Source organism: Streptomyces sp. R-74717 (assembly GCF_047305335.1).
In the GTDB taxonomy this organism is placed as follows: Bacteria; Actinomycetota; Actinomycetes; order Streptomycetales; family Streptomycetaceae; genus Streptomyces; species Streptomyces atratus.
In genome coordinates this window covers 1,931,845-1,943,618 of sequence record NZ_CP102361.1, presented here as the reverse complement: position 1 = coordinate 1,943,618, position 11,774 = coordinate 1,931,845, and the positions used below count along the sequence as shown (strand labels likewise).

Sequence of the window (11,774 nt, the reverse complement as noted above, 5' to 3'; positions counted from 1 at the left end):
CTCCCTTGTCGCGCAATGCAAGAAATGGGCGGCGCAGATGCGACGAGGGGAGCGGCACGTGGTGGGTGGGATCACTCTGTTGGAGGACGAGCCGAGCGGTGCGGGGGCCGCCGAGGTGGCGAACACGCCGCCCTCGCCGCCCTTTGTCGCGAACAAGATGCAAGAGGCGGAAGAAGCCGCGGCCATCGCGCCTTCCGCCGTACCGGAGACCACGCCCCGCCACATCCGGCTGGTCTTCCTCGGGCTGATGCTCACGCTTCTGCTCGCGGCGCTCGACCAGATGATCGTCGCCACCGCACTGCCGAAGATCGTCGGCGAGCTGCACGGCCTGGAGAAGATGTCCTGGGCCGTCACCGCGTACCTCCTCGCCTCCACCATCGGGCTGCCGATCTACGGAAAGCTCGGCGACCTCTTCGGCCGCAAGGGCGTCTTCCAGTTCGCCATTGTCGTCTTCGTCATCGGCTCCGCGCTGGCCGGCTGGTCCCGCACCATGGACGAACTGATCGCCTTCCGTGCCGTCCAGGGCATCGGCGGCGGCGGGCTCATGATCGGCGTCCAGGCGATCATCGCGGATGTCGTACCGCCCCGGGAACGCGGCCGGTTCATGGGGCTCATCGGCGCAGCCTTCGGCCTCGCCTCCGTCGCGGGTCCGCTGCTCGGCGGCTTCTTCACCGACCATGCCTCCTGGCGCTGGTGCTTCTACATCAACGTCCCGTTCGGCCTGATCACCCTCGCCGTCATCACCGTCGTCCTGAAACTCCCCAGGCCCACCGTCCGGCCCCGCCTCGACATCCTCGGCGCGCTGCTGCTCGCGGCCGCCTCCACCTGCCTGGTGCTGCTGACCAGCTGGGGCGGTACGGAGTACGCCTGGGGATCGCGCACCATTCTGGGGCTGGCCGCCGGAGCCGCCGGAACGGCCCTGCTGTTCATCGTCGTCGAGCACCGGGTAGCCGAACCGATCATTCCGCTGCGGCTGTTCCGTGACTCGATCTTCAATGTCACCGCGGTCGTCGGCGCGGTCGTCGGGGTCGCACTGTTCGGCGCCGCCAGCTATCTGCCGACGTTCCTGCAGATGGTCGACGGCGCCACGGCCACCGAATCCGGGCTGCTGATGCTCCCGATGATGGGTGGCATCGTCGGCGCGTCCGTCGTATCCGGTCAGCTGATCTCCCGCACAGGCCGTTACCGCGTCTATCCGATTCTCGGCAGCGCCGTCTCGGTGGCCGGCATGTGGCTGCTCTCCCGGCTCGAAACCGACACCCCGCGGTTCGAATACAGCATCGCGCAGGCCGTGCTCGGCATCGGGATCGGCCTGGTCATGCCGGTACTCGTGCTCGCCGTGCAGAACTCCGTGGAGCCCGCCGACCTCGGAGCCGCCACCAGTGCCAACAACTACTTCCGGCAGATCGGCGGCAGCGTCGGCGCCGCCGTCTTCGGGACGCTCTTCGCGGGCCGCCTCGCGGACGCGCTCGCCGTCCGTCTGCCGTCCGGCGCCGACCTCCCGGACCCCGAGTCGATCACCCCGCAGCTGGTCCATGCCATGGAGCCCGCGCTGCGCGACAGTTACATCCAGGCATACGCCGACGCGATGCCGCGGATCTTCCTCTATCTTGTGCCGGTGCTCGCGCTCGGCCTGTTCTTCGCCTTCTTCCTCAAGGAGAAACCGCTGGTGTCCCACCACAGCCCGGAGTCCGCCGCCGAAACCGCACCGATCCCCACCGCCCGCACCGCTGCCGCTCCGCCGCCTGTGTACCTGTCGGGTGTGCCGGTGTGCGGCAGCGTCCAGCACCCCGACGGTACGAAGGTCCCGCGCGCCGCCCTCACCCTCATCGACGTCCAGGGACAGCAGGTCGGACGGGGCGCGAGCGGGGACGACGGGCGGTACGCGCTGAGCGTGCCCGGCGCCGGCTCGTACGTCCTCATCGCCGCGGCCGGTGGCCACCAGCCGCAGGCCGTCAGCGTCACCGTGGGCGAACGGCCCGTCGAGCTCGATGTGGTGCTCGGCGGTGCGGGACGCCTTGCCGGGACCGTCGTCACCGCCGACGGCATCCCGGTGCGCGACGCCGCCGTCACCCTCACCGATGTACGCGGCGAAGTGGTCGCGTCCACCCGCAGCGGCCGCGAAGGCGGCTATGTGATCACGGAGTTGGTGGCCGGCGAGTACACCCTCGCCGCCAGCGCGCCCGCCTTCCGGCCCGCCGCGCTGCCGGTGAGCGTGCAGGCGGCCAGGGAGACCCGGCAGGACATCGAACTCGCCGGCGGAGCGGTGCTGCGCGGCGTCGTGCGGGCCAGCGGCGGCCGGCCCGTCGAGGACGCCCGGGTCACACTCCTGGACGCGGCGGGCAATGTCGTCGACACGCTCACCACCGGGCCCGACGGCGCATTCCGGTTCGTGGACCTGTCCACCGGTGAGTACACGGTGATCGCGGCCGGGTATCCGCCGGTGGCCACCGTCCTCCAGGTCGCGGGTGGCGGACGCACGGAACGCGACCTCCAACTGGGCCACGAGGACTGACCGTTCCGAGGAACGGGCCGGCCGGTGGCTTCGCCGGCCCGCCACCGCAACGGCGCCGTTCCGTGCGCGGCCGGGTTCGCCGGGCGCACATCCCGCCCGTGCTGGTCCGCGCCGAGGACGGCCGGGCCGAACTCCTCGACCTGCCCACCGGTGCACCCATCGGCGTCGACGGTGTCGCCTTCGGGACCGCGGCCTTACGGGTGCGGCCGGGCGACCGTCTCGTCCTGTGTACCGACGGTCTTTTCGAGGTGCGCGGCCAGGACATCGGCGCCGGGCTCGCCTCCGCGGGCGGTGGATGCTGTGTGCGGTCTTGCCGCGGCCGCCCCGGGGCGGTAGTCCGTACCGGAGCAAAGTGCCTCAGGAAAAGCGGACTCGGGAGTGCATATGGACGTGTCACAGCGTTACCGTGAGGCGTGGGAGGGCTTCTGGTCCGCCACCTCGGATGCGCCCGGTGCGGCGATCTGGGACGCCGACCCCTCCCTCAGCTCCGCACCCCACAGCGAGCTGCTCCTGCCGTACGCCGACACCTCGCTGCCCGTCGTCGACCTCGGCTGCGGGAACGGCACCCAGACCCGCTATCTCGCCACCCGCTTCCCCCGCGCGATCGGTGTGGACCTCTCGCACGCGGCGATCGCGCACGCACGCCGCGCGGACCCCGACGGCGTAGCCGAGTTCGCCCAGCTCGACCTCGTCGACGCGGAGGCCGTGGCGGCCCTGCACGAGCGGATCGGCGACACCAATGTCTATATGCGTGCGGTGATCCACCAGAGCGAGGCCGAGGCCAGGCCCGCCGTCGCCGCGGCGATTGCGACGATGGTGGGGGAGCGGGGCCGGGCGTTCGTCGCCGAGCTGACCCCAGCCTCCAAGGAGGTGCTCCAGCAGGTGGCGCAGGGACCGGACGGCCCGCCCGAGAAGCTGCGCAGGGTCCTGGACCACGGTCTCAAGCCGGCCAGTGCCACGGAGGAGGAGGTGCCTCAGCTGCTGCGGGCGGCCGGACTGACCACGCTGGCCGGCGGTGAGACCGCCCTGGCCCAGACCGAGTATCTGCCCGACGGAACCCGTATCGACCTGCCCGCACGCTGGTTCGTGCTGGCCGCGTCCTTGGCCGTCGGCTGACATCGTCCACCGGCAGCACAGGGAGCGGCGGGCGGGGAAGTCACGGCAGTAACCGTGGCCCCCGCTTCGCCGCGAGGTCCTCGACCCAGCCGAACAGCGCCACCGCCGCGGCGATCAGCACCCGGGCGACGGCGAACTGGAACCACATGCTGTCCAGCGGAAGATCCCGTTCGAGGGCCGGCACGGACTCGGCCGGTTCCCCCGACACGTACAACCTCGCCTTCGTCATCGCCGACGGCGACCGCTGCACCCCGCTGTGGGGTGGCACCGCGAAGGCCGGCGACAAGGCGGTGGCCTCGCGCATCGCCGCGCTCACCGCGACCGGCGCGGACGTCCGGGTCTCCTTCGGCGGGGCCGCGGGGAACGAGCTCGCGCTCGCCTGCGACAGCGCCCGGGAACTGGCCGATGCCTACGCGCGGGTGCTCGACGCGGTCGGCGCGAACAAGGCCGACTTCGACATCGAGGGCGACGCACTCACCGACCAGGCGTCGATCACCCGCCGCGACCAGGCGCTGCGCCTGCTCCAGAAGGAGCGGGACCTCGATGTCACATACACCCTCTGTTCGCACCGCCCTCGCCCCCTGCCCTCACAGCCCGCCGTCACTTCGGAGCAGCGCCATCAGTTCCCGCGCGCCCGGGCTCATGGCCCGGGCCGCGGGCAGCACCACGACGCTCTCGTAGTAAGGCTGTCGGGGCCCTTCGAGCTCCACCGCCACCAGTCCCCGGGCCTCGGGCTTACGGGAGAAGTGGTGCGGCACCAGCGCGACCCCCAGCCCCTCGTGCACCAGCTCCAGCAGGCTGTGTACGTCATTGACCTCCAGCCCCACCGTGCGACGCACCCGCGCCTCGGTGAACGCCCCGTCCGCCGCCCGCCGCGGACCCCAGTCCGGATGGAAGTCGATGAAGGACTCACCGGGCAGCTCGCCCCACGCGACGCGGTCCGCCGTCGCGAACCGGTGACCGGGTGCACAGAGGACGACCATGGGCTCACGCGCCAGCGGGATGAGCTCGCCTCGCCATTCGACGGAACTGACGGTCGCGGCGAAGGCGGCATCGAGCCGCCCGCCGGCCACCCCGTCCACCAGACTCGTGGTGCCCTCCTGGCGGAGCCGGATCTCCATGAGCGGATGCTTACGGTGAAAGGCCGCCAGCAGACGCGGAAGATGCACCCCGGGCACGCACTGCTCGACGCCCACCGACAGCGTGCCGCGCAGCAGTCCCCGTACCGCATCGACGGCGTCCCTCGCCGCTCGCGCCCCCGCCAGCGTGCGCTCGGCCTCCACCAGCAGGGCGCGCCCAGCCTCGGTCAGCCGCACGCTGCGCGTGGTGCGGCTGAACAGCGGTGTCCTGAGCTCCTGCTCCAGGGCCCGGACGGAGGCGGAAAGACCGGACTGCGACACGGCGAGGCGCTCGGCAGCACGCGTGAAGTGCTGTTCCTCGGCGACGGCGACGAAATGTTCCAGCTGACGCAACTCCATGATTGAGAAATATAAGCGCTGAATCCAAGCAGAATCTCCTGTTGGACTGCTGGATCGTTGTAGGCGAACCTGGACCCTGCGCACCGCAACCGCCCCTCTTCCGTGGAGCCCGCATGTACCTCCCGTCCGCCGACCGCTACCAAGTCATGCCCTACCGGCGCACCGGACGCAGCGGACTGCTGCTCCCCGCGCTCTCGCTCGGCCTGTGGCACAACTTCGGCGGCGACCGGACGCCGGAGATCCAGGGGCAGATCCTGCGCCGGGCATTCGATCTCGGCATCACCCACTTCGACCTCGCCAACAATTACGGACCGCCGCCCGGCGCCGCCGAGACCGCGATGGGCCGCGCACTGAGGACGGATTTCGCCCGGCTCCGGGACGAGCTCGTCATCTCGACCAAGGCGGGCTATCTGATGTGGGACGGCCCGTACGGGGAGTGGGGGTCCAGGAAGAGTCTGCTCTCGTCGCTCGACCGGAGCCTCACCCGGCTCGGCCTCGACTACGTCGACATCTTCTACTCGCACCGCCCCGACCCCGACACCCCGCTCGAAGAGACGATGGGCGCGCTCGACTCGGCGGTACGTCAGGGCAAGACGCTCTACGTCGGCATCTCCAACTACTCGCCGGAGCAGACTCGGGAGGCCGCCCGGATCCTCAAGGAGCTGGGCACCCCGCTCCTCATCCATCAGCCGCGCTACTCGATGCTGGACCGCTGGGTCGAGGACGGCCTGCTCACGGCGCTCGACGAGCTGGGCACCGGATCCATCGCCTACTCGCCGCTGGAGCAGGGCATCCTCTCCGACCGCTATCTGCGCGGCATCCCGGAAGGCTCGCGCGCGGCCGGCAGCAGCCCCTTCCTGACGCCCGATTCGGTCACCCCGGAGCTGGTGGACCGGCTGCGGGCGCTTGACGAGGTGGCTTCCGCGCGCGGGCAGTCCCTCGCGCAGATGGCGCTCGCGTGGGTGCTGCGGGGCGGCCGGATCACGTCCGCCGTGGTCGGGGCGAGCAGCGTCGCCCAGCTGGAGAACAGCGTCGAGGCGGTCCGTGATCTGGAGTTCGCCGAGGAGGAACTGGCCCGGATCGAGGAGATCCTCAAGGGCCCGGACCTCCGCTGAGCCCTCGGGCCCCGCGAATTGTCGGGGCGTACGGCTGTCGTGCTTGGCATGATGGCTCGATGCAGGATGACAAGAGAATCTACCCTCCGCGGGTGGGCGACGAGCGCGCGTCACTGAGCGGCTTCCTCCAGTTCCAGCGCGAGACCCTGGCCATGAAGTGTGCCGGGCTCACCACCGAACAGCTGAGGCAACGGGCTTTTCCTTCCACGGAGTTGAGCCTGCTCGGGCTGGTCCGCCATCTCGCCGAGGCGGAGCGTTCCTGGTTCCGCCGCGTACTGAAGGACGAGGTCGCGCCGCCGCACTGGCCGGGGCCGAATCCCGGCGAGTTCGCCGAGTTCGACGTCGAAACCGCCGACCCGGACGAGGCGTTCAGAATCTGGCGCGAGGAGTGCGCACGCTCCCGCGCCACAGTGGAGGCCGCAGATTCCCTTGAAATCGCCGGGAGTTACGGCGACGAGGTGTTCTCGCTGCGTTACATCCTCACTCATATGATCGAGGAGTACGCGCGACACAACGGCCACGCGGACCTGCTCCGGGAGGCCATCGACGGAGCCACCGGGGCGTAGATTCCCTCCCGGTTCCATGGCGGCGCGGCCACGTCCGTGCTCAAGGCGCCGCAGGTGTCCGTGCCTCGACCCGGTCGACGTAGCGGTGGGCCCAGGGCAGGGCCTCCTCCAGGGCCGCGGATACGCCGAGCAGGAGATCCTCGCGGCCCCATCCGGCCGTGAGCGAAACCCCGAGCGGCAGGCCCTGGGAACTCCAGCCCAGCGGAAGGCTGATGGTCGGGAACCCGGTGGCGTTCCCGATCACGGTGTTGCCCGTGAAGGCGGTCATCGCGGCCAGCTCCGCCACCGGATCCGCGTCGTTGCGGAGTCGTCCGACGAGCGTCGGCGGGGTCGTGACGGTCGGGGTGATCACGATGTCGGCGTCCGCGTAGTCGAGCGTCCAGGCCCGCGCGCGGGCCTGGACGACACCGATCGAAGCGGCCAGCTCGCCCGAGGTGAACTGCTTCGAACCGGCCCGGAGATGGCGGACGATCGGACGCAGCGCCGCCTCGTCGAACGCCATGGTCCTGGCCCCGACCAGCGCGGTGAACATCACCCGGAAGCCCTCGGTGAACTCGGGGTCCGGCGCCTGGTCCCGGGCGAAGACGGAATGGCCGAGCCCGGCCAGCGTACGGGCGGTGAGTTCGGCGGCGGCGGCGACCTCGGCGTCCACGGGCGCCCCCGAGACCGAGCCCTGCGCGAGTGCCACCCGGAGTCGCGGGACAGGTGCGTCGCAGGCGCGCTCGTAGCTGTCGACGCGGGGCGGATGTACGGTGCCGACTCCGGTACGGGTGGTCAGCGCATCGAGAAACGCCGCGGTGTCGCGCACGGTGCGGGCGAGCGGGCCCCGTACGGAGAGCCCCATCCCGTCGTTGCCGTCCGGGCCCGCCGTGACGAGCCCACGACTCGGTTTCAGCCCGACCACACCGCAGGCGCTCGCGGGGGAGCGTACGGAACCGGCGGTGTCACTGCCCTGGGCGATCGGCACCAGCAGCGCACCGACCGCGGCCGCCGCACCGCCACTGCTGCCGGCCGCGCTGCGGGTGAGGTCGAACGGGCTGCGCGCGGGGGCGGACACCTCGGGCTCGGTGTAGCAGGCGGCCCCGAACTCGGGAACGGTGGTCTTGCCGAGGCTGATCAGCCCGGCGTCGGCCATGACATCGACGATCTCGTCGTTGTGGTCGGGAATCCAGTCGCGCAGCAGCGCGGAACCCAGCGTGGTGCGTACGCCCGCAGTGGCCTCCAGGTCCTTGACGGCGGTGGGTACGCCGAACAGGCGCGGCAGTTCCGTGCGGTCCGAGGAGCGCAGGGTGCGTCCGGCCTCGGCCGCGGCGGCGCGGGCCCGGTCCGCCGACACGGTGGTGAACGCACCCACCCGGTCGCCGTCCTCGATCCGGGTCAGTAGATGGTCCACGACTTCGGTGGGAGTTGTGTCTCCGCGCTCGTAGGCGGTGGCCAGTTGGAGAGCCGTGAGGTCGTGCAACTGCGGCATGGATGCTCCCATTGCTGTTTCGTTACGCGTATCGATACGGTGACGGCATGGTGGTCGAGAAGGCAAGCACTCCGAAGAACGGCCGTCCCCGGGCGGTCACGCTCGACGCGATCCTGGACGCGGCGACCGAGATCGCCGACGACCGGGGTCTCGACGCGGTGACCTTCCGCGTGGTGGCCGACCGGCTGGGTGTGTCACCGATGGCGATCCACCGCACGACGGGCGGCATCGACGCGCTCCAGCACGCGCTGGTGTCCCGGATCGTCGGCGAGGTGACCCGGTCCGTGGACTGGCCGCACGACTGGCGCGGCGTCGTCCGGCTGTTCGCGGACACGCTCCATGACCTGCTCATGCGGCACCCCGTGATCCTTGAGGCGCACCGCCGCGCCTCCCTCGTCGGGCCCGGCGCGGACGACGTCGCACTGCGGGTCGTCGAGGCGCTGCAGACCGCGGGACTCGACGAGGAGGCCGCCGTGTACGCGTACGGCGCCCTGCACGACTTCGTCACCGGACATGTGGCGATCCGTCTCGGCCGCGGCGATCCGGAACAGCTCCGACTTCCGCCCGAGCGCCGGGCCTTGTCGGTGTTCGCCGACCACCACGACTACGACCGCCGGTTCGCCTACGGTCTCGACCTCGTCATCGGCGGGATCGCCGCTGCCGCCGCCCCCGTATCGCATGAGGAGCAGAGATGACCCCCTCCTTGCAGGATCTGCCCGAGACGGTCCGTCTGACGGCCCCCGGCGGGCGCCGTATCGCGTACTGCTCTTACGGGGACCCCGCCGCCCCGCCCGTGATCGTGCTCCACGGCACCCCAGGCAGCCGTTTCGAGGGGGTCGCACTGCGGCAGGCGGCCACGGACGCGGGCCTTCATCTGGTCTGCCCGGACCGTCCCGGATACGGCGAGACCGATCCCGTGCCCGGCCGGGGCTTCCACCGCTGGAACGACGACTTCGTGGCCCTGCTCGACCACCTCGGCCACGAACGGGCGCCGCTCGTGGCGATCTCGGGCGGCGGCGGATACGCGCTGTCCGCCGCCCAGGCGCACCCCGAGCGGGTGACGAAGCTGATCCTCGCGTGCGCCGCCGTCCCCGGAGCACCCCGACAGGCGTACGCACGCCGGATCCCGATCGTGAAGTGGCTGGACCGGCTGGTGCGCTGGGCCCCGGTGATCGCCCGGCCGATGCTCGCGGGGACGGGGATCTTCAAGCGCATGAAAAGCCGTGATCCGCACCTCGACGCCTGGCCGCTCGCCGACCAACTGATCATGAAAGAACCGGAGTTCCAGGAGCTGTCGGAGCTGGACACCACCGAGGCCCGGCGCCAGGGCATGGACGCGGCCATGGCCGATCTCGCCGGATACTCCCGGCCGCTGCAGGAGTCGCTGGGATCGATCCGGGTGCCGACCGTGTTCATCCACGGCGAGGCGGACGGCAACGTCCCCATCGAGGTGACGCGTTGGGCGCACGCGCAGATCGACGGCGCCGAACTGCGCGCCGTCCCCGACGGCGGACACCTGTTCCTCCTTGAGGACCCGGACCTGCTCCTGCGGGAACTGACCGGCCCGCATCGCGGCGCGACTGTTGCGAAAGGAGACGGGGGGCAGCACTGACGATCCCTCTCCTGCCGGTGTGCTCGTCAGGGTCGCTGCGGGGCCCGTGCACGGCGACGGGGCCCCGCGCGGTGGATCACGCCGTCGGCCGGTATCGCATGGCAGCAGAGTTCATCGGGCTCAGGGCTCACGCTCTGCGCCGACACGAGCAGATCGGCCTGATGCCGCAGGTGGAGCGGTCGCACGCCGGTCGGCGCCGCTTCAGCAACAGGGAGCTGGAGGCGAACTCACTTGCCCGCCTCACGTGTTGAGGAACTCCGCACACCGGTAGGGGCCCAGCGTGGCGCCTTCGGACGGCCGCAGGGTGACTTCGACGTCGTCGGTCCTGACCTTCGGGTCGAGTACGGACTGGGCGCGCGCCAGTGTGCACACCAGTTGGCCGGTGCCCTGGTCGCGTCCCGACTCCGCATAGGGGCCGTCGAGGTGCACCGTGACGCGGGTGCCCGTTCCGGTCACCGAATAGCCGCCGAGCTGCTGGACGAGAGAGGTGAGCCCGTCGCGCTGCTCGGCGGGCGAAGGCCCCACGGCGAGCAGCTTCACCACCGAGTTGAGGTCCTTGACCTCCTTGTCGGGCAGGGGCACTGCGCGCAGTCCGTTGTCGGACGCGTAGTACAGCCGTATGCCGCGCGTCAGTCCGGACGCGGGCTCGCCCGCGCCTATCACTCCGGTCGGCTGGACGCCGCAGCCCACGAGAGCGGTCGCCAGCGCGGCGATCACGACCCCCTGTCGGACCTTCATTCCATGGCCTCTTCTGTGCGTCGCAGGGGCAGCCGCAGCGTGAACACCGCGCCGCGCTGCGGTCCGTCGGTCACGTCGATCGTGCCGCCGTGCAGCCGTGCGTTCTCCAGCGCGATCGCCGTGCCGAGGCCGCTGCCCGGTCCGCTGTCGTCGGCCGTGCCACGCGTGCGGGCCGCGTCCGCCTTGTAGAACCGGTCGAAGACCCGCTCCGCGCTGGAGGACGGCGGTGCGGGCGTCCCGGTAGGCGAGGGCGGTCGAGGTCACCGCGCTGATCAGGGCGACGACGACGAAGGCGACGACGAGCCGGGTGCGCAGTCCGCCGACGAGCCGCCGGGAGCGCCGCTTCGAGGCGACGCCGCGCTCGCCCTTGTCCATACGGTTCACAGCGGCTTCGTCCGTACGGTTCACAGTGGCCCGAAGCGGTAGCCGAAGCCTCGCACCGTCTGTACGTACCGCGGTTTCGCCGGTACGTCCTCGAGCCTGGCCCGCAGCCGTCCGACCGCCGCGTCCACCAGCCGGGAGTCGCCCAGGTAGGTGTGGTCCCAGACGGATTCGAGGAGCTGCTCGCGGCTGAAGACCCGGCCGGGGGAGGCCGACAGTTCCAGCAGCAGCCGCAGTTCGGTGGGCGGCAGCGTGACCGGTGTGCCGTTCTTGGTGACGGTCAGCCCGGCGCGGTCGATCACCAGCCCGGCGAGATCGGCGTCCGAACGCTGTCGTGCGGACGGTTCCGCACGGCGCAGGGCGGCCCGGATGCGGGCCTCCAGGACGGGTGCGGTGACCGGCTTGACGACGTAGTCGTCGGCGCCCGCCTCCAGGCCGGTCACGATGTCCGAGTCGTCGCCGCGCGCGGTCAGCATGATGACCGGCAGGGTCGCCGAGCGGGCGCGGATACGGCGGCACACCTCGAAGCCGTCCATGCCGGGCAGCATCAGGTCCAGTACGGCCAGCTCGACCCGCGCGCCCCGCTCCCCGGCCAGCAGGGCAAGGGCCTGCTCGCCGGTGGCGGCGGTGTCCACGCCGTATCCGTGACGGCGCAGCACGAGCTCCATTCCGTCCCGTACGGACGCGTCGTCCTCGATGAGCAGTACGTGCGGCATGGGGCCGATTATGGGTACACGGGACCGTTTCCGCCTACTCCGGACTGGGGGTGGACGCGCAGGTCG

10 protein-coding genes and 3 pseudogenes are annotated in these 11,774 nt (G+C 71.1%); 8 read left to right on the top strand and 5 right to left on the bottom strand.

What is annotated here, in order from left to right; translation table 11 throughout:
• Positions 1 to 58 precede the first annotated feature (58 nt).
• The 3 genes and pseudogenes from NRF20_RS08715 (at position 59) to NRF20_RS08705 (ending at position 3,631) form a co-directional block, all read left to right on the top strand.
• Positions 59 to 2,515 (top strand): MFS transporter, encoded by a 2,457-nt coding sequence (locus NRF20_RS08715; protein WP_413752353.1) that lies wholly within the window; start codon positions 59 to 61, stop codon positions 2,513 to 2,515.
• An 86-nt stretch (positions 2,516 to 2,601) separates the two neighbouring features.
• Positions 2,602 to 2,799: pseudogene (locus tag NRF20_RS08710) on the top strand (SpoIIE family protein phosphatase); the annotation flags it as partial.
• A 100-nt stretch (positions 2,800 to 2,899) separates the two neighbouring features.
• Positions 2,900 to 3,631, top strand: coding sequence for a methyltransferase domain-containing protein (locus NRF20_RS08705; protein WP_398633438.1), 732 nt, complete (start codon positions 2,900 to 2,902; stop codon positions 3,629 to 3,631).
• Positions 3,632 to 3,671: 40 nt separating this feature from the next.
• Here NRF20_RS08705 and NRF20_RS08700 read toward each other — a convergent pair.
• Both NRF20_RS08700 and NRF20_RS08695 read right to left on the bottom strand, forming a co-directional pair.
• A pseudogene (locus NRF20_RS08700) lies at positions 3,672 to 3,815 on the bottom strand (acyltransferase); the annotation flags it as partial.
• A gap of 403 nt (positions 3,816 to 4,218) precedes the next feature.
• Entirely contained in the window at positions 4,219 to 5,109 is an 891-nt protein-coding gene (locus NRF20_RS08695; protein ID WP_398633439.1) for a LysR family transcriptional regulator, read from the bottom strand.
• Between the two features lie 113 nt (positions 5,110 to 5,222).
• Here NRF20_RS08695 and NRF20_RS08690 point away from each other — a divergent pair, with 113 nt between their 5' ends.
• Both NRF20_RS08690 and NRF20_RS08685 read left to right on the top strand, forming a co-directional pair.
• Positions 5,223 to 6,224, top strand: a complete 1,002-nt coding sequence (locus tag NRF20_RS08690) for an aldo/keto reductase (RefSeq protein ID WP_413752352.1) — start codon at positions 5,223 to 5,225, stop codon at positions 6,222 to 6,224.
• Between the two features lie 59 nt (positions 6,225 to 6,283).
• Positions 6,284 to 6,790 carry a DinB family protein gene (locus NRF20_RS08685; RefSeq protein ID WP_413752351.1) on the top strand — a complete coding sequence of 169 codons (507 nt, stop codon included), beginning with the start codon at positions 6,284 to 6,286 and terminating at the stop codon, positions 6,788 to 6,790.
• A 40-nt stretch (positions 6,791 to 6,830) separates the two neighbouring features.
• On the opposite strand, the gene NRF20_RS08680 is transcribed toward NRF20_RS08685, so the two are convergent.
• Positions 6,831 to 8,261 (bottom strand): amidase, encoded by a 1,431-nt coding sequence (locus NRF20_RS08680; protein ID WP_413752350.1) that lies wholly within the window; start codon positions 8,259 to 8,261, stop codon positions 6,831 to 6,833.
• Between the two features lie 47 nt (positions 8,262 to 8,308).
• Here NRF20_RS08680 and NRF20_RS08675 point away from each other — a divergent pair, with 47 nt between their 5' ends.
• From NRF20_RS08675 to NRF20_RS08665, 3 genes are all read left to right on the top strand, one after another.
• A complete protein-coding gene (locus NRF20_RS08675; RefSeq protein WP_413752349.1) occupies positions 8,309 to 8,956 on the top strand; it encodes a TetR/AcrR family transcriptional regulator in 648 nt (215 codons plus the stop codon).
• Positions 8,953 to 9,873 (top strand): alpha/beta fold hydrolase, encoded by a 921-nt coding sequence (locus NRF20_RS08670; protein ID WP_398633444.1) that lies wholly within the window; start codon positions 8,953 to 8,955, stop codon positions 9,871 to 9,873. Before NRF20_RS08675 ends, NRF20_RS08670 begins: the two co-directional genes overlap by 4 nt.
• 98 nt (positions 9,874 to 9,971) lie before the next feature.
• Complete coding sequence (locus NRF20_RS08665) at positions 9,972 to 10,124, top strand: MerR family DNA-binding transcriptional regulator (protein WP_398633445.1); 153 nt, start codon at positions 9,972 to 9,974, stop codon at positions 10,122 to 10,124.
• A gap of 483 nt (positions 10,125 to 10,607) precedes the next feature.
• Here NRF20_RS08665 and NRF20_RS08660 read toward each other — a convergent pair.
• Both NRF20_RS08660 and NRF20_RS08655 read right to left on the bottom strand, forming a co-directional pair.
• Positions 10,608 to 10,823: pseudogene (locus tag NRF20_RS08660) on the bottom strand (ATP-binding protein); the annotation flags it as partial.
• Between the two features lie 192 nt (positions 10,824 to 11,015).
• Entirely contained in the window at positions 11,016 to 11,708 is a 693-nt protein-coding gene (locus tag NRF20_RS08655) for a response regulator transcription factor (protein WP_266356616.1), read from the bottom strand.
• Positions 11,709 to 11,774: the final 66 nt, after the last annotated feature.

Bases quoted from the DNA above. Each gene is read 5' to 3' on its own strand.
- NRF20_RS08705 (WP_398633438.1), top strand. From the start codon at position 2,900: ATGGACGTGTCACAGCGTTACCGTGAGGCGTGGGAGGGCTTCTGGTCC.
- NRF20_RS08695 (WP_398633439.1), bottom strand. From the start codon at position 5,109: ATGGAGTTGCGTCAGCTGGAACATTTCGTCGCCGTCGCCGAGGAACAG.
- NRF20_RS08690 (WP_413752352.1), top strand. From the start codon at position 5,223: ATGTACCTCCCGTCCGCCGACCGCTACCAAGTCATGCCCTACCGGCGC.
- NRF20_RS08685 (WP_413752351.1), top strand. From the start codon at position 6,284: ATGCAGGATGACAAGAGAATCTACCCTCCGCGGGTGGGCGACGAGCGC.
- NRF20_RS08680 (WP_413752350.1), bottom strand. From the start codon at position 8,261: ATGCCGCAGTTGCACGACCTCACGGCTCTCCAACTGGCCACCGCCTAC.
- NRF20_RS08675 (WP_413752349.1), top strand. From the start codon at position 8,309: ATGGTGGTCGAGAAGGCAAGCACTCCGAAGAACGGCCGTCCCCGGGCG.
- NRF20_RS08670 (WP_398633444.1), top strand. From the start codon at position 8,953: ATGACCCCCTCCTTGCAGGATCTGCCCGAGACGGTCCGTCTGACGGCC.
- NRF20_RS08665 (WP_398633445.1), top strand. From the start codon at position 9,972: ATGGCAGCAGAGTTCATCGGGCTCAGGGCTCACGCTCTGCGCCGACAC.
- NRF20_RS08655 (WP_266356616.1), bottom strand. From the start codon at position 11,708: ATGCCGCACGTACTGCTCATCGAGGACGACGCGTCCGTACGGGACGGA.